This window comes from Rathayibacter sp. AY1H3, assembly GCF_002932015.1.
On the sequence record NZ_PSUU01000004.1, the window covers coordinates 43,053 to 58,391 of the forward strand.

Consider the following 15,339-nt stretch of genomic DNA (forward strand, 5'->3'; position numbering starts at 1 on the left):
AAGAAGAGTGTATCGTTCGAGCGCCCGGAGGTGAACCATGGAGCCGACATCCGATGCGGCGCTGCCCGCACGCGAGCGGATCCTCCGCGCCGCCTCCGTCGAGTTCGCCGCCCACGGCTTCGCGGGCGCCCGGGTCGACCGTGTGGCCGCGGCGGCGGGTCTGAACAAGGAGCGGCTCTACGCCTACTACGGCGGCAAGCGCGGCCTGTTCGTCGCGACCGTCGTCGAGGCGCTCGGCGCTCTCGACGAGACGCTCCTCGCCGAGACGGCGGACCTCCCCGACCTCGCGGGCCGCATGTTCGACCATGTGTGGGAGCACCCGGAGTTCCTGCGCCTGCTCACGTGGGCGCGCCTGGAGGGAGCCGGCGTCTGGGAGGAGGCCGGCGAGCAGCTCGGCGGGGTCCCCGCCCCCGAGGCCCGGGTCCTCGAGTGGCAGCGCACCGGCGTCGTCGACGCGAGCTGGTCCGCCGACGACCTCTTCATCGCCCTCCTCGGCCTCTGCGAGATCTGGCACCTCACCCCCTTCGCCTCCCGGGGCGGGGAGAAGACGCGCGACCGCCGCCGCGCCTTCGTCGTGCACGTCGCGCAGCTGGTGGGCGCACCGCGCTGAGGCAGACCCCTCCCCCGGCAACGGAAGCGACGTCGGCATCTCCGATCCGGACGCGGTGGACGGGGCGGCTCATCCCTCCGAGCCGGAACCCGACGGATCGGACTGGAGTGGGAGGTCCCGCGGATCCGGCTTCGGGACGACCCCTTCATCACCCGGAAGGACCGCGCCCGCCGCGCGCTGAGCCTCGTCCTCGAGGAGGAGTGATTCGAAATCGCCGGGCGCGCACGGCATCTCCGCCCCGATCATGTACATCTCCTCGACAGCGCCGGTGACGAAGCTCGCCCGCAGCACCGGTCCGCCCTGCCCGTAGACCGTCGGGCGCGGAGTCGAATCGGTCACTCTCACCGTCATCCCCAGAGACTCCCAGTAGTCCGCGACCTTCCGCGCATCCCCCTCGACATCGGTGCCCGCCGGGGCCCACCAGGCGTAGCTGTAGCTCGCACCGCTCATCCGGTCGCCGGGGCCGCACACATCGGGCCTGGCCGCGCCGCTCCGCGGCCACCACCCCTCCACATCGAGCCGCCCCGCGGAGTCCCGCACGAACTCCACCACCCGATCCCGACCCTCCCGAGGACTCATCGTGCTCACCGGTCTCGCCTCCTTCTCCGTTGCACAAGCGGTCATCGACATCACGAGCAGAGCGGCGACGGTCAGCGCGACGCCCGTCCGCTGAGGAGAGCCTCTACCCGCCATGGGAGGCTCCCACGACCGCCTTCTGGAAGGCGGTCGGTCCGAGCGGCCGGTTCTCGGTCAGCAGGTCGAGTCGCCGGGAGACGGCCCACGCCGCGTTCTGCAGGGACTCGGTGTTCGTGTCGAGATACCCCGCGAGATCGCCGTCGTCGCTCTTCAGCGCAGCGTGATCCGTCACGATCCTCCCGGCGTCGCCTCCGGTCTCCACACCGAAGACGCGCGCGCCGAAGTCCTCGTCAGCGGGATCCGTGTGGTGGTTCCAGCTGAAGGCGCGGCCCATCCACGCGGCCTCGTCGCCGCTCTCGGTCTCGCCGAGGTACTTGTCCCGCGCCTGCCCCGCGAAGACGGATTCCGCGTGCAGGTCGCTCGCCTCGTCGACGCTGTCCGGGAGGCCGGCCGAGCCCAGCGTCACGACGACCCCGAGCTCGACGTCCGAGCGCGAGGCGGCGACGGCCATGACGGTGCTGCCGTAGGAGTGGGCGACGACGTTCGGCTTCGGCAGGTCGTCGCCCCGGACCGCGGAGAGTCCCTGGACAGCAGAGGCGAGTGCGGCGCCGCCGGCGACCGCCTGGTTCGAGGTGAGGACGTCCATGCCGTTCCCGCCGAGCCGCGCCATCGGCGGGGTCTCGTAGCCGATCCAGGAGACGACGGCGCTGCCGGGCGGGAGGAGCGACTGCAGATTCTGCGACGCCTTCGTCCATCGGGTCATGCTCTCCGTCGTCTGTCCCATCCCGGGGACGGCGTAGGTGACGTTCGTGGCGGTGTCGGGATCGCCGATCGAGACGGCGGCGAGCGGAGGCTCGTCGGCGGTCAGGGAGATGAGGAAGCGCGGGTCCTGACCGAGACCGCGCCGGAGCGATGCCCGCACGTCCCTCAGCGCCACCAGCTGCGACTCCACCGCCGCGAGTCGCTCCCCGTCGCCCGCCTTCCCGCGCAGGCCCGCCGCCTCGCTCCTCAGCGCCACGATCCGCGCCCTCAGCGCCCTCTCGTTCGCCCTCACCCGGGCGCGGTAGGGAACACCCTCCAGATTTCCGATCACCCCGGGCAGACCGGCGACCAGCGCCTCCTGCTGCGGCGAGAAGCGCGCGCCGTCCGTGGAGTCGAGGCTCCGCCACCAGTCGTTCACGAGGGTCGGAGCCAGTCGCCCGAGGCGGGCCGCGAGATCGGGCGACGCGGCGAGGAGTGTCGCGAGATCGTCGGACGAGAGCGCCGCGAGGGAGTCGAGCAGGCTCCGGCCGCCCCGGGGCCGCGCCAGGGTGCCGACGGCGTCGAGGACGGGAACGGAGAGCGCCGCTCCCCCGGCGGCGGTGAAGGCCAGGGAGATCTGCTCGACCCAGGTCGCGTCGGCCGCACCGATCGACAGCAGCTCGCGGAAGCCCTGGAGCACCGAGAAGGACTCGACCGGCGCCCACGAGCAGCGGTTGCCGAAGGCTCCCCAGGCGGCCATCAGATCCTGGAGCCGGGAGCGCATCGCGTCGTCCGCCTGCCGGGTCTGCGAGACGAACACGTCGAGACGCTCGGGGTCGGCGGAGGTCGTGCCTCCCGAGGCGGAGCCGCCCGGGGACGTGCGGGGCACCGACCGGGGGGAGAACAGCGCACGGATCGGCGGAGGCACGACCGGCCGATCGGACGGCGGCCGGTCGACGACCTCGTCGACTCCCGCCGCGAGGGCCGCGATCGGATCGAGGCGGCGCTGCTGCTCGCGCTCGTCCGCCCGCCGCTCCCAGGCCGCGTACTCCTCCCGGCGCCGACGCTCCTCCTCGGCCTTCCTCGCCACGAGCCGCACCGTGTCGGCGAGCTCGTGCAGCTCGGCGCTCAGCCGACCGCGGTTCTCCCTGTCGCAGAGGCGGACCCGGCGGAACAGCTCGGCGTACGCGCCGCGGAACTCGCCCAGTGCGTACTCGGCAGCGACGGACCTCAGCAGCTCCTGGGAGGCGAGCGCCTCCGCCGCCTCGTCCGAGGCACGGACCAGCTCCGCCGCTGCTGCATGGTCGAAAGAGAACAGGGTCATCGCCTCCTGAGTGAGAACATCTCAGGAAATGTAGAACGACCACGACGGCGTCGGCACCGGGTGGCGCGAGACGGCGCGCGGTCAGCGCGCCCGCGCCGCGTCCGGCGGCACGCAGAAGTGGCGCGGACCGCATCGGTCCGCGCCACTTGTTCAGATCACGCGGCTCACTCCGCCGCGGTCAGCCGCTCCAGGTATCCCGCGAACGCACGCAGGTCCTCCTCGGGCCAGGCGCTCAGCGCCTCCTGCATCCGCTGCCGCTGACGGCCGCCGAGGTCGCGCATCCGCTCGCATCCGGCCGCGCTGAGCGAGAGGAACCGCGCTCGGCCGTCGGCGGGATCGGAGGTCATCTCGACCAGGCCCAGCTCGGCGAGCTGGCGGGCCTGGCGGCTGATCGCGCTGCGGTCGACCCCGAGCCGCTCCGCCGCGGCGCCGGAGTGGACCGGACCGCAGCGCTCGAGGATCCGCAGCAGCCGCAGTCCGAAGGGCGGCAGCGCCGGGTCGATCGACGCCGCCGCGTCCCGGACGGCGAGGCGCACCTGGACGGCGAGCACGGTGATCTGCTCCTCGACCTCGTGCAGCGCCTCGGCCGAGGGCGCGGCGGCGGGCATCAGGAGCGCTCGATCACGTCGACGGAGCCGGTGGGAGCAGCGTGCCGGGCGTGCCCGACCGGCTCCTCCTGCCGCTCCTCGTCGGCGTGGCGGCCGTGTCCGACGGGAGTGGCCTCGCGACCCTCCCGGGCGTGCGTCGCGTCGTCCGTCCGCCGGGCCTGGCCGACGGGGCGGAGCGCCGCCTGGCCGTCCGAGGCGGCGATGAGGGCGTCCTCCGCGGCCTGCAGCGGAGTGGTCGGCTCCGCCTTGAGCTGCACCGCGTTCTTCGAGCCGAGGCTGACGTTGGGCAGGAGGACGACGGCGATCAGCGTGACCACGGCGAGCGGGATGCTGTAGAGGAACACGTCGCCGACGCCGATCCCGTAGGCGCTCTCGACCACGACGCGCACGGCGTCGGGCAGGGTGGCCGGCTGCGGGATCGTGCCGCTGCCCAGCGCCTGCGCGGCGAGAGCCTGGTCGGCGGGAGCGAGCCCCGCGATGCCGGTCTTGATGCGGTCGGCGATCACGGTGCCGAGCATCGAGCCCAGGACCGAGACTCCGACGGTGCCGCCGAGGCTGCGGAAGAACGTGACCGCGCTGGTCGCGACGCCGAGGTTCTTCACCTCGATCGAGTTCTGCACCACCAGGACGAGGTTCTGCATCAGCATGCCCAGGCCGGCGCCGAGGACGGCCATGTAGATCCCGACGAGGACCAGGTCCGTGTCGTAGCGGAGGGTGCTGAGGAGGGAGGTTCCGATCACGGCGAGCACGCCGCCGCTGATCATGATCGCCTTCCACTTGCCGGTGCGCGAGATGATCCCGCCGAAGATCGTCGAGGCGATCAGCAGGCCGGCCATCATCGGGATGGTGAGCAGGCCCGACTGGGTCGGCGTGGCTCCGCGGGCCAGCTGCATGTACTGCGCGAGGAAGACGGCGACGCCGAACATCGAGACGCCGACCGAGATGCTCGCCACGACGGCGAGGCTGAAGGTGCGGTTCTTGAACATCCCCATCGGGATGATCGGCTCGGCCACGGTGAGCTCGGTGATCACGGCGGCGATCAGCAGCACGACGGCGCCGCCGACCATGACCGCGGTCTCCCACGAGGCCCAGTCGAAGTTCTTGCCGGCGAGGGAGACCCAGATCAGCAGGAGCGAGACGCCGCCCGCGATGAGCACGGCGCCGAGGTAGTCGATCCGCACCTTCCGCGTGGGGTGCGCGGGGAGGCGGAGGGTCATCTGGAGGAGGACGATCGCGACGATCGCGACGGGCATCGCGATGAAGAAGTTCCAGCGCCAGCCGAACGCGTCGGTCACGACGCCGCCCAGGAGCGGGCCGCCGACGGTGCCGATCGCCATCACGCCGCCGAAGAGGCCGGCGTACTTGCCGCGCTCACGGGGGCTGATGATGTCGGCCATGATGATCTGGCTCAGCGCGGCGAGTCCGCCGGCGCCCAGGCCCTGGAACACGCGGAAGACGATCAGCATGTTCGTGTCCTGCGAGAAGCCGGCCAGAGCGGAGCCGATGACGAACAGGCCGAGGGCGAGCTGGATCAGCAGCTTGCGGTTGAACAGGTCGGCGAACTTGCCCCAGAGCGGCGTGGAGACCGTGGTCGCGAGCAGGGTCGCGGTGACGACCCAGGTGTAGGCGTTCTGGTCGCCCTTGAGGTCGGAGATGATCCGGGGCAGCGAGGTCGACACGACCGTGCCCGCGAGGATCGAGACGAACATGCCCAGCAGCAGGCCGCTGAGCGATTCGAGCACCTGGCGGTGCGACATGGCGCCGTCCGGCCCGGCGGGGGCGTGCGGCGCGGTGGTTCCGCGCGATGCGGCGCGGTGTTCGGGGTGTGACATGGGCTCCTCTTCAGCACGGCGGCGGTTCTAGTTGACTGCGATCAACTATTGACCGAGAGCAACTATATAGCCGGGCGTCTCGAATCTCCAGTGGCACTCTGCTGCCGTCCAGGCGCCGCTCCGGCCGCGCCTATCCTCGGAGCATGGACAACATCGATCGGAAGATCCTCGATCTGCTGCGCCAGAACTCCCGCGCGGGCTACGGCGACATCGGCGGCGTGGTCGGGCTCTCCGCCTCCGCGGTGAAGCGCCGCGTCGACCGCCTCGTGGCCGACGGCGTGATCCGCGGCTTCACGATCAAGGTCGACCCCGCGGTCGACGGCATGGCCACCGAGGCCTACGTCGAGCTCTTCTGCCGCGGCACCGTCGCTCCGGACGAGCTCCGCCGCATCCTCTCCGCGGTCCCCGAGGTCGTCGACGCGGGCACGGTCACCGGCTCCGCCGACGCGATCGTCCACATCCGCTCGCGCGACATCCCCAGCCTTGAGCTCGCCCTCGAGAAGGTCCGCATCGCGCCCAACGTCGACCACACGCGCTCCGCGATCGTCCTCTCCCGCCTCATCCAGCGCAGCGAGGCCTGACGGATCGCGCCACCTCCTCGACGCGCGTCGCGACCGCCTGGTACTCCATACCTGTATGGTGAATCCAGGAGGGCGAGCATGAGCGACAGGGAACAGGCCGGTACGGCGGCACGACGGAGACGGCGCATCTGGCTGATGCTGCCGGCACTGTTCGTCGGCGTCCTGGCCGGGCACCTCGTCGCGACCGCGGTGGGCGCCGAGGATCCGTGGGACGTCGTGGTCACCGCCGCCGTCGCGGCAGCGGTGGCGTCCGTCGTCCTCGCCCTCGTCGACCGGCGGCGCTGAGCCCTCCCTCCTGGATTGGAATCCGAGGGAGGGAACGACGATGGAACGACAGAGGACGAGCACGGCACTGGTCGCGGCGGCGGCCGCTCTGCTGGCGGTGCCGCTGTTCACAGCGCAGGCCGCGCACGCCGAGCCGGCGAGGCAGGAGACGAGCAGCCGGGTGCACCTCGAGGCACGGGGCGGATCGGCGTCGACGGTGACCTTCGACGTCACCGACGGCACGCGGATCGTCGAGCTGGCGGGCGGCGGGGTCGGCTTCACGGACGGCGCCGAGACGTCCGACGCACTCCCGGAGAGGATCGACGTCGGACGCGGCCGCACCGTGTCGGGCCACTGGTCGATCGACGACTCCGACACGCTCACCTTCCACTTCGCCCCGGACTCGGCGTCCCGCTCCGCGGTGCGCGGCCTGCACCTGAACAGCGACTGGAGCTCGCCCGAGTGGGGCCACTGCGTCGCCGGAAGCGGCGTCAGCGGTGCCGCGACCGGCGGGGTGATCGGTGCGATCTCCGGTCCCGGCGCGATCGCCTCCGCGACCGGCGGGCTGCTCGCGGGGATCATCGGCGGCGCGATCACCTGCTGAGCGCCGCCTCCTGAACGACCCGGATCAGGTGGGCGCGTCCGCTGCGGTGTGGACGCGCTCTCCGCCGATCCAGGTGCCCAGCACCCGGGTGTCCCCGATCGCCCCGGGGTCGCCGGCGAAGGGGTCCCGGTCCAGCAGGGCGAAGTCCGCCGCGAGTCCCACGGCGATCGAGCCCGACTCGCCCTCCAGGCCGTTCACCCACGCCGAGCCGGCCGTGGAGGCGGAGAGGGCGGTGGCGAGGTCGAGGCGCTGCTCCGGGAGGAACACCTCCTCGCTCCACCCCGGCTCGCGCTCGGACGGCGCCGAGAGCCGGTTCACCGCGACGTGGATCGCGGCGAGCGGGTCGGGCGTCGACACCGGCCAGTCGCTCCCCGACGCGAGCACCGCGCCCGAGCGGAGCAGATCGCCGAACGGGTACTGCCACGAGCCGCGCCGCTCACCGAGGAACGGCAGCGTCAGCTCCACCATCTGCGGCTCCGCCGAGGCCCACAGCATCTGCAGGTTCGCCGCGACGTCGAGCGCACGGAAGCGCGGCAGGTCGTCCGGATGCACGACCTGCAGGTGCGCGAGGTGGTGGCGGTTGCCGCGGCGCCCGTTCGCCTCGATCGTCCGGTCGACCGCGTCCAGGCACTCGCGCACGGCGCGATCGCCGATCGCGTGGAAGTGCACCTGGAACCCGGCCGCGTCCAGGAGCGGCACGGCCTCGTTCAGGAGGCGCGGGTCGACCATCGAGAGGCCGTCGCCGTGACCGTGGCCGCCGTGCCCGTCGAGGTAGGGCTCGAGCATCGCCGCCGTGAAGTTCTCGGCGACCCCGTCCTGCATGATCTTGACGGTCGTCGGAGCGAAGCGGTCGGCGGCGAGCGCCGCGCGCCGCTCGACGAGCTCCGGGATCTGCTCGACGCCGCGGCCCCGGTCCCACCACAGCGCACCGCGGACGCGCCCGGTCAGCTCGCCGCTCAGCGCCGCGCGGCGGTACACCGGACCGGGGTCGCCCACATCGCCGTAGGAGCCGATGATCGCGTCCTGCCACGCCGTCACTCCGAACGAGTGCAGGGTCTCCTGCCCGAGGAGCAGCGCGCGGTGGAGCTCGTCCGCGCTCGCGGGCGGGAGGTGGCGGCGGACCGCGTCCATCGCCCCCTCGTGCAGGGTGCCGGAGGGGGTGCCGTCGGCCAGGCGCTCGATGCGGCCGTCGGCGGGGTCCGGCGTCGTGCGGTCGATCCCCGCGAGGCGCAGTGCGGCGGAGTTGACCCAGGCACCGTGCCCGTCGGCGTTGGTGAGGAAGGCGGGCCGGTCAGGGACGACCGTGTCGAGCTCGCGGGCGGTCGGAGTGCCTCCGGGGAAGTCGGGCAGGTTCCAGCCGCCGCCGAGGATCCACTCCGCTCCGCTCTCCCGAGCCGCGTACTCGGCGACCGTCGCCAGGTGCTCGGCGGGCGACCCTCCCGCTCCGAGCCAGCAGCGCAGCAGCGCGGCACCGCCCCAGACCGGGTGCACGTGGGCGTCCTGGAGGCCGGGGACGAGCATCCGGCCCTCGAGGTCGACCACCTCGGTGCGCGGCCCGATCAGGTCGGAGGCGTCGGCGCCGACCGCGACGATCCGCCCTCCGACGACAGCGACGCCGTGCGCTCGGGAGCGCACGGCGTCGGCGGTGAAGACGGCGCCGCCGGTCAGGACGAGATCGGCGGCGCGCACGGGTTCAGAAGCCCGCGGGAGCGAAGGCCTGCGTCATCTGGGAGAAGAGCGACACCGTCCAGCCGATCGCGATGAGGAACGACACGACCACGACGCCGAGGAAGACCCAGAGCGGGAGGAGTCCGCCGCCGGTCACGCGCTTCACGACCACGCTGCGGCCGATCACGTAGACGTAGGGAGCGGCGAGGAAGGCCCACGCCCAGTGGAACGGACGCTGCAGGCCGGCTCGCTTCAGCTGGCGCCAGTCGAGGAAGGCGAAGACGACCTCCGCCGCGTAGATCAGGAAGCCGACGACCTGGAGCACGCCGAGGCCGACGAGGTAGGCGGTCGACATCCCCATCGAGGAGCTCGGCCCGTAGGTCGAGGCCATCGACGAGTCGACGATCGCGCTCGGCGGGAGGAGGAAGATCGACAGCGCCGAGAGCAGCGGCAGGAGGACCACCACCCAGATCCACGGGGTGGACGTGACGATGCTCGTGTCGCGCTGCTGCACGGGTGCTCCGGGAGCCGCGGAGTAGGCCGGGTACTGCGGCTGCTGCTGGTTGTAGGGCTGCTGCGGCTGCTGGCCGTAGGGCTGCTGGCCGTACCCCTGCTGGCCGTACTGCTGGGGAGCCTGCTGGCCGTAGCCCTGCTGCGGCTGCTGCTGGCCGGAGGGCTGCTGCGGCTGCGGCTGCTGCCCGGCGCCCTGCTGGCCGTAGCCCTGCTGCCCGTAGCTCTGCTGCGGGTCGGCGGACGACGGCTGCTGCGGATACCGACCCGAGGCCGACTGTCCGTAGCTCGTCGCCGCTCCGCTCGACGTCTCCCCGTAGGCGGGACGCTCGGCGGGCGGCGCGGGCGGAGTCGGTGCGGTCGGCGGAACGGGAGTCGCGGCGGCCTGCGCCGACCCGCTCCCGGCCGGGGCGGTGGGAGTGGCCGCCGGCGCGTCGCGGAGCGACTCCGTCCAGCCGGTCCCGTCCCACCAGCGCTGACGGGACGAGCCCGCCGGGTCCGGGTACCACCCGGCGCGGGGTCCGGAGGCCTCGCCGCCCGTGCTCGCGCCCTGGTCCGTGCCGGTTCCGTTGTCGTCCGTCATGGCGTCCTCCACTCCCCTCCGGGCGTCTGCCCGCGATCTCGGACCACCGTAGCGCCGCGACACGATGCGTGGCCTGAGGGCGGGCTGATCGCGCGCTGTCCGAGCGCTGTCCGCACCGGCAGGCGCCGGAGGCCGCCGACCGCCAGGATGGACGCATGCCCCACCTCCTCCGAGCCCGCGCCGCCCTCTTCGACATGGACGGGACGCTCGTCGACTCGACGGCCGTCGTGGAGACCATCTGGGGTGCCTTCGCCGAGCGCTTCGCTCTCGACCACGACGCGGTGCTCGGCGCCGTTCACGGTGTCCGCGCCGCCGACAGCGTCCGCCGCTTCGCTCCGGCCGGCAGCGACGTCGACGCGATCGTCGCGGAGCTCGACGCGTACGAGCTCGAGCACACCGAGGGCACCGTCGAGATCCCCGGCGCGACGGCGTTCCTCGCCTCACTCCCCCGCGAGCGCGTCGCCCTGGTCACGTCCGCGAGCCCGGCGCTGGCGGCCGCACGTCTGGCTGCGGCGGGCGTCCCCTCCCCCGACACCGTCGTCACCGCGCACGACGTCGCGAACGGCAAGCCTGCTCCCGACGGCTACCTCGCCGCCGCGGCCCTGCTCGGCGTCTCCCCCGAGGACGCGCTGGTGTTCGAGGACGCCGAGGCCGGCATCCGGGCGGGTCTGGACGCCGGCATGCGCGTGATCGTCGTCGGAAGCCACGAGAGCGCGAGCACCCGGGGTCTGCCCCGGATCGCGCACTACTCCGACGCACGCGCCGTGCTCGAGGGCGACGAGCTCGTCGTCACCCTCGGCGGGCCTCAGTAGCGGATCGCGTCGATCACCTTCACCCGCACGGCGACGATCGCCGGCACCAGGCCCGCGAGCGCGCCGACGAGGGTCGCCGCCCCGAGCCCGAGCAGCGCCGCCTCGGCCGGGAAAGGCGGGATGTCGGCGATCCCGTTGTCCTGCACGAAGGCCACCGTCCACGGGTTGGTGACGAGGATGACCGCGACCGTCACGCCGACCACTCCCGCGACGACGGTCGCCACGACGCTCTCCATCATGATCGAGAAGAAGATGCGGCCGGAGGAGGCGCCGAAGCTGCGCCGGATGCCGATCTCGCGGATCCGCTGCCGGACGGTGACCAGGGCGATGTTGAGCAGTCCGAGCGCGCCGAGCGCCAGCACCAGGCCCGCCACGCCGCCGATCACCCAGGTCAGCACGCCGAAGGGGTCGGAGTCGTAGACCAGGTAGTCCTGCCGGTCGACCGACACCTCGAAGTCGGATCCCAGGGCGCCGGCCACGTCGCGCTCCACCGCCGCGGCGAGGGGCTCGGCCAGGTCGAGCGGCACCCACATCTCGTAGTTCGGCACGCCCTGCCCGCCGTACTGCGGGTCGGCGTCGCGGGCGACCGCCGGGTAGGCGTCCGCGAGCATCATCATCGACGGATCCGTCTCGAACTGCGAGGAGGGAGTCACGCCGACCACCACGCCCGTGACGTCGCGCTCGGAGCCGAGCAGGGTGACCACCGGGTGGGTGCGCAGATCCGGGCTCCCGATCCGCTCCCAGAAGCGCTCGTTGACGACGAGGGCGGGAGCGAGGCGCTGGGAGTCGCGGGCGGTGAACCAGGAGCCGTCCACGATCTTCAGCCGGTGCATCTCGGCGAAGGGCTGGTCGACCGCCTGCACCGCGACGTCGACGGCGCCGTCGGCGAACTGGACGCGCGCGCTGCCGTAGGTCGAGCGGCTCGCGTAGGTGATGGAGTAGCGCTCGAGCGCACCGGTCCACGCGGCCTGGAGTGCGTCGGCATCCACCTCGGAGGTGCCGGTACCGGAGGGGTAGGCGGAGAGGAAGAGGCTCGCCGGGCGCCCGCTGGAGCGCTCGGCCTGCTCGATGCTGGCCTGGCGGGCGATGCCACCGGCGGCGACGACCGCGGTCAGGGCGGCGACGGCCACCGCGACTCCGATCAGCGAGAGCAGCACGCGGCCGCGGTGGATCCGCAGCTCGGTCCACGCCTCGACGATCGCGCCGGCGATCCCGACGAGCGCGCGCATCAGAGGACCACCCCCTCGGCGACGGGGCCCGCATCCGCGGTCGAGCCCAGGCGGCCGTGGTCGAGCCGGTAGTGGCGCTCGGCCCGCGCCGCGATGGCCGGGTCGTGGGTGATGGTGACCAGCGCGGAGCCGGACTCGCGGGCGATCTCGTCGAGCAGGCCCATCACGCTCTCGCCGGTGTCGGTGTCGAGGGCGCCCGTCGGCTCGTCGGCGAGGATCAGCCGCGGTCGGCGCACCAGGGCGCGGGCGATCGCGATCCGCTGCTGCTCGCCGCCGGACATGCGCCCGGGCATCGAGTCCACGCGGTGCCCGAGGCCGACCCGCTCCAGCATCTCGGCCGCGAGGTCGCGGCGGCGCCAGAACTCCGATCCGGTCGCGTAGAGCAGCGGCGTCATCACGTTCTCGCGGGCGGTCCGCCCCTCCAGCAGGTTGAACTGCTGGAAGATGAAGCCGATGCTGCCGCCGCGGATGCGCGCGCGGGCCCGCGAGGACAGGGTCTCGGTGGGAGCGCCCTCGAGCAGCATCCGCCCCTCGGTGGGCTCGTCGATGAGTCCGAGGATGTTGAGCAGCGTCGACTTGCCGGAGCCGCTGCGCCCCACGACCGAGACGTGGTCGCCCTCGCCCACCTCGAGATCGACGCCGTCGAGGATCGTCAGCGGCGGTGCGTCGGGCAGCGGGACGACCTTGCGGATCCCCTCGAGCCGGAGGATCGTCACGAGCAGAAGACCGAGCCGTCGGGCTGCGCGATGCAGTCGCCGCCCAGCTGGACGTCGGGAGCAGCCTCCTCCGCGCCCGGCACGAACTGCAGGAGCTCGGCGCCCTCCTCCACTCCGCCGGTGATCTCGACGGAGCTGCCGTCGGTGAGTCCCAGCGTCACCGGGACCTCCTCGGTGCTGCCGTCGTCCGCCCGGCGGAACACGACGCCGGACTGGGCGGCGCCCTCGACCGCGGTGGTCGGCACGACGAGGACGTCCTCCGCCTTGCCTCCCGCGAGCGTCACCGAGGCGGCGAGCCCGGGGAACACGGTGACCTCCGTCGGCACCTGGCAGGTGAAGCTCGTGCCGGAGCCGCCGGTGGAGGTCCCGCCGCCGCCGTCCGTCGCGCCGCCGGTCGTGCCGCCCTCGCCGGCTCCGGCGAGAGGGGTGCTGATGGTGAGGTCGGTGCAGGTGAAGCCCGCGGGCCCGCCGGTGATCGCGACCTGCGCCTCCGTCGGCCGGTTCTGGATGCGGTAGAGCTGCTGCGCGTCGATCGTGCCGGTGACGGCGTAGCTCGGCGGCGCGACCTGTCCGGTCACCTCGCCGACCGTGACGGCCTGGTCGTGGATGACGCCGAGGGCGCTGAGGGTGCCGCCGGTCGCGGCGTAGACCCGCTCGAAGCGCACGGAGGGCTCCTGCTGGGTGAGGGTGACGGCGCCGTCCGGGCCGGTCGTCTCGACCGGGTCGCGCGGAGTCTCGACGCGGATGTCGTAGATGAGATCGCCCGACGCGACGGCCGCGCCCTGCTGCACGTAGACGTCGTCGACCGTTCCGGCCGCCGTCGCCTTCAGCGGCACGGCGGGGTCGGCGGCGACGGTGCCCTGGAGGGTGAGGTCGTTGGTGACCGTGCCGCGGGCGACCGTGACGGTCGGCTCGGTGATCTCACCGGTCGGCTGCGTCGGATCGGCCTCGGCCGCGCCGTCCGGGAAGAACGCGATCTTCACCAGGGCGATGCTCGCCGCTCCGATGATGACCATCCATACGATCGGGAACACCCAACGCCGAACCGCACCCATCAAGTCCCCCGACTCCGCTTCCAGGGCGCTCCGCCGTGGGGCGCCGGAGGCAGCCTATCCGGCGGGGAGGTCGCGTCACGGACCGTGGCGCGCCCGTCAGCCGGCGAGCGCCGCGACGATCGAGGCGACGCGGCGCGCCCTCGTCTCGGCGGCCTTCGCGCCCTCGACAGACGTGACGTGGGCCTTCCGCGCGCTGGGCGAGAGCGCGGCGAAGCGCTCCGCAGCGCCCGCCGAGGCCAGCGCGGACGCCAGGTCCTCCGGCACGACGACCTCGCGCGGCGCGGTGTCGAGCTCGATCACGACGTCGATCGCGTCACCGCCGGCGAGCTGCGTCTCGCGGCGCTTCTCGGCCGAGAACGGGATGAGCGCGCGTCCGCCCATCGCTCCGACCGTGCTGGTGAAGCGGTAGCCGTTCACCGTCACCGCGACGGCGGGACGCTTGCCGCCGCCGAGTGCCTCGAGGACCTCGGGCGGCACCTCGATGCCGGTGTTGTTGCCGATCTGGAAGAGCGTCGCGGTGAACTGCACGAGGCGATGATGGCACGGACTCCCGCGTGTCGCGCGGCCGATCGCCGTACGGACGCGGAGGGCCGTCGACTCGATCCTCGTCGACCTTCCGTTCACGGATCCGGAGCGCTCGAGGGCGTTCTCCCCGGCGCTCGGCCGGACCCTGGATCTCCTTTTCAGCCCTGAATCCTCTGTTCAGCGGCGACGCCGCCTGCTCCGTCGCCTCCGAGCACGTGTCCGCGATGCTCCTCCCGCACCCCTCCTTCTCGACCTCCAGGTCGAAGGAGATCGTCGACGCGCGCTCCCAGGTGCAGGGCCTCTTCGCGGTGAGCGTCGGCAGTCGGGAGGAGGTCGGGAACGGGCCGGCCTCCGGCGGCGCCGAGCCGGTCGCGGTGCAGGACCTCGGCTCCATGCGGGCGCGCGGCCTCGAGGACCCTGACGGCCACGTCCGGGAGTCCCTGTACACGGATCCGGCCGCGGCCGAGGCCGGTCCGCCCCGGGAGTGAGGGGTCGGCGCGCTCAGCAGGAGCGGGTGTCGGGGTCTCCGAGCGAGGAGCGCACGGCGTCGACCGTCATCCTGCCCTCGGGGTCGAGCCGGGCGAGCATGCGCGACATGATGTCGGCCAGCTGCGGGATCTGGTTGGCGTCGAGCGGATCGATGACGTCGGCCAGCACGGTCGCGACGTGACCGGGCGCCGTGTCGACGATCTTCTGGAGGCCGGCGTCGGTGAGCACCGCGTTCGTGGCGCGGCCGTCGGAGGCGCAGGGGCGGCGCTCGAGGTAGCCGCGGGCGACGAGGCGGGTCACCACGTGCGAGAGCCGGGGCAGGGTCGCGTTGGTGCGGGCGGCGAGCGTGGTCATCCGGAGGGCGCGGTCGGGCGCCTCGGACAGCATCGCCAGCGTCAGGTACTCGAAGTGCGTGAGTCCCGCGTCGCGCTGCAGCTGCGTGTCGAGGGCGCCCGGCAGCAGTTCCACGACCGCGATGAAGCGCAGCCAGGCGTCGAGCTGATCGGGCGTCAGCCAGCGTGTCTCGGGCGCACTCATCCCCCCACCCTACCC

The 15,339-nt window shown here is 72.9% G+C and carries 17 protein-coding genes; 6 read left to right on the plus strand and 11 right to left on the minus strand.

The window, feature by feature from the left end; translation table 11 throughout:
* The first annotated feature begins 37 nt into the window (after positions 1–37).
* Positions 38–610: a TetR family transcriptional regulator gene (locus C5C33_RS03110; protein ID WP_104260399.1), complete on the plus strand. Its 573-nt coding sequence runs from the start codon at positions 38–40 to the stop codon at positions 608–610.
* A gap of 69 nt (positions 611–679) precedes the next feature.
* On the opposite strand, the gene C5C33_RS03115 is transcribed toward C5C33_RS03110, so the two are convergent.
* The 4 genes from C5C33_RS03115 to C5C33_RS03130 form a co-directional block, all read right to left on the minus strand.
* Positions 680–1,162: a hypothetical protein gene (locus tag C5C33_RS03115; protein ID WP_146081479.1), complete on the minus strand. Its 483-nt coding sequence runs from the start codon at positions 1,160–1,162 to the stop codon at positions 680–682.
* A gap of 130 nt (positions 1,163–1,292) precedes the next feature.
* Complete coding sequence (locus tag C5C33_RS03120) at positions 1,293–3,311, minus strand: alpha/beta hydrolase (protein ID WP_104260401.1); 2,019 nt, start codon at positions 3,309–3,311, stop codon at positions 1,293–1,295.
* A gap of 164 nt (positions 3,312–3,475) precedes the next feature.
* Complete coding sequence (locus C5C33_RS03125; RefSeq protein WP_104222853.1) at positions 3,476–3,919, minus strand: MarR family winged helix-turn-helix transcriptional regulator; 444 nt, start codon at positions 3,917–3,919, stop codon at positions 3,476–3,478.
* Positions 3,919–5,676 carry an MDR family MFS transporter gene (locus tag C5C33_RS03130; protein ID WP_104260402.1) on the minus strand — a complete coding sequence of 586 codons (1,758 nt, stop codon included), beginning with the start codon at positions 5,674–5,676 and terminating at the stop codon, positions 3,919–3,921. The genes C5C33_RS03125 and C5C33_RS03130 overlap by 1 nt, the downstream gene beginning before the upstream one ends.
* A gap of 218 nt (positions 5,677–5,894) precedes the next feature.
* Here C5C33_RS03130 and C5C33_RS03135 point away from each other — a divergent pair, with 218 nt between their 5' ends.
* The 3 genes from C5C33_RS03135 to C5C33_RS03140 all read left to right on the plus strand — a co-directional run bounded on the left by C5C33_RS03135 (position 5,895) and on the right by C5C33_RS03140 (position 7,200).
* Positions 5,895–6,332 (plus strand): Lrp/AsnC family transcriptional regulator, encoded by a 438-nt coding sequence (locus C5C33_RS03135; RefSeq protein WP_104222855.1) that lies wholly within the window; start codon positions 5,895–5,897, stop codon positions 6,330–6,332.
* Positions 6,333–6,410: 78 nt separating this feature from the next.
* Positions 6,411–6,617, plus strand: a complete 207-nt coding sequence (locus C5C33_RS18170) for a hypothetical protein (RefSeq protein WP_146076614.1) — start codon at positions 6,411–6,413, stop codon at positions 6,615–6,617.
* Between the two features lie 40 nt (positions 6,618–6,657).
* Positions 6,658–7,200: a hypothetical protein gene (locus C5C33_RS03140; protein WP_104249888.1), complete on the plus strand. Its 543-nt coding sequence runs from the start codon at positions 6,658–6,660 to the stop codon at positions 7,198–7,200.
* A 24-nt stretch (positions 7,201–7,224) separates the two neighbouring features.
* On the opposite strand, the gene C5C33_RS03145 is transcribed toward C5C33_RS03140, so the two are convergent.
* Positions 7,225–8,889: an amidohydrolase gene (locus C5C33_RS03145; protein WP_104260403.1), complete on the minus strand. Its 1,665-nt coding sequence runs from the start codon at positions 8,887–8,889 to the stop codon at positions 7,225–7,227.
* A gap of 4 nt (positions 8,890–8,893) precedes the next feature.
* Complete coding sequence (locus tag C5C33_RS03150; RefSeq protein ID WP_146085741.1) at positions 8,894–9,961, minus strand: DUF2510 domain-containing protein; 1,068 nt, start codon at positions 9,959–9,961, stop codon at positions 8,894–8,896.
* A 155-nt stretch (positions 9,962–10,116) separates the two neighbouring features.
* On the opposite strand from C5C33_RS03150, the gene C5C33_RS03155 reads away from it, so the two are divergent.
* Positions 10,117–10,773 carry an HAD-IA family hydrolase gene (locus C5C33_RS03155; RefSeq protein WP_104237636.1) on the plus strand — a complete coding sequence of 219 codons (657 nt, stop codon included), beginning with the start codon at positions 10,117–10,119 and terminating at the stop codon, positions 10,771–10,773.
* Here C5C33_RS03155 and C5C33_RS03160 read toward each other — a convergent pair.
* From C5C33_RS03160 to C5C33_RS03175, 4 genes are all read right to left on the minus strand, one after another.
* A complete protein-coding gene (locus C5C33_RS03160; RefSeq protein WP_104260405.1) occupies positions 10,767–12,002 on the minus strand; it encodes an ABC transporter permease in 1,236 nt (411 codons plus the stop codon). The two genes, C5C33_RS03155 and C5C33_RS03160, sit on opposite strands and share 7 nt — an antisense overlap.
* Entirely contained in the window at positions 12,002–12,718 is a 717-nt protein-coding gene (locus tag C5C33_RS03165) for an ABC transporter ATP-binding protein (protein ID WP_104233102.1), read from the minus strand. Before C5C33_RS03165 ends, C5C33_RS03160 begins: the two co-directional genes overlap by 1 nt.
* Positions 12,715–13,734, minus strand: coding sequence for an efflux RND transporter periplasmic adaptor subunit (locus C5C33_RS03170; protein WP_104260406.1), 1,020 nt, complete (start codon positions 13,732–13,734; stop codon positions 12,715–12,717). The genes C5C33_RS03165 and C5C33_RS03170 overlap by 4 nt, the downstream gene beginning before the upstream one ends.
* A 135-nt stretch (positions 13,735–13,869) precedes the next feature.
* Positions 13,870–14,301 carry a YdeI/OmpD-associated family protein gene (locus C5C33_RS03175; RefSeq protein ID WP_104246913.1) on the minus strand — a complete coding sequence of 144 codons (432 nt, stop codon included), beginning with the start codon at positions 14,299–14,301 and terminating at the stop codon, positions 13,870–13,872.
* A 212-nt stretch (positions 14,302–14,513) separates the two neighbouring features.
* On the opposite strand from C5C33_RS03175, the gene C5C33_RS03180 reads away from it, so the two are divergent.
* The gene (locus C5C33_RS03180; RefSeq protein ID WP_219814883.1) at positions 14,514–14,786 is read left to right on the plus strand and encodes a VOC family protein; all 273 of its coding nucleotides are present in this window, start codon (positions 14,514–14,516) and stop codon (positions 14,784–14,786) included.
* Between the two features lie 13 nt (positions 14,787–14,799).
* On the opposite strand, the gene C5C33_RS03185 is transcribed toward C5C33_RS03180, so the two are convergent.
* A complete protein-coding gene (locus tag C5C33_RS03185) occupies positions 14,800–15,324 on the minus strand; it encodes a MarR family winged helix-turn-helix transcriptional regulator (protein WP_104260407.1) in 525 nt (174 codons plus the stop codon).
* Positions 15,325–15,339: the final 15 nt, after the last annotated feature.

Bases quoted from the DNA above. Each gene is read 5' to 3' on its own strand.
- C5C33_RS03110 (WP_104260399.1), top strand. From the start codon at position 38: ATGGAGCCGACATCCGATGCGGCGCTGCCCGCACGCGAGCGGATCCTC.
- C5C33_RS03120 (WP_104260401.1), bottom strand. From the start codon at position 3,311: ATGACCCTGTTCTCTTTCGACCATGCAGCAGCGGCGGAGCTGGTCCGT.
- C5C33_RS03125 (WP_104222853.1), bottom strand. From the start codon at position 3,919: ATGCCCGCCGCCGCGCCCTCGGCCGAGGCGCTGCACGAGGTCGAGGAG.
- C5C33_RS03130 (WP_104260402.1), bottom strand. From the start codon at position 5,676: ATGTCGCACCGCCAGGTGCTCGAATCGCTCAGCGGCCTGCTGCTGGGC.
- C5C33_RS03135 (WP_104222855.1), top strand. From the start codon at position 5,895: ATGGACAACATCGATCGGAAGATCCTCGATCTGCTGCGCCAGAACTCC.
- C5C33_RS18170 (WP_146076614.1), top strand. From the start codon at position 6,411: ATGAGCGACAGGGAACAGGCCGGTACGGCGGCACGACGGAGACGGCGC.
- C5C33_RS03140 (WP_104249888.1), top strand. From the start codon at position 6,658: ATGGAACGACAGAGGACGAGCACGGCACTGGTCGCGGCGGCGGCCGCT.
- C5C33_RS03150 (WP_146085741.1), bottom strand. From the start codon at position 9,961: ATGACGGACGACAACGGAACCGGCACGGACCAGGGCGCGAGCACGGGC.
- C5C33_RS03155 (WP_104237636.1), top strand. From the start codon at position 10,117: ATGCCCCACCTCCTCCGAGCCCGCGCCGCCCTCTTCGACATGGACGGG.
- C5C33_RS03160 (WP_104260405.1), bottom strand. From the start codon at position 12,002: ATGCGCGCGCTCGTCGGGATCGCCGGCGCGATCGTCGAGGCGTGGACC.
- C5C33_RS03170 (WP_104260406.1), bottom strand. From the start codon at position 13,734: ATGGTCATCATCGGAGCGGCGAGCATCGCCCTGGTGAAGATCGCGTTC.
- C5C33_RS03185 (WP_104260407.1), bottom strand. From the start codon at position 15,324: ATGAGTGCGCCCGAGACACGCTGGCTGACGCCCGATCAGCTCGACGCC.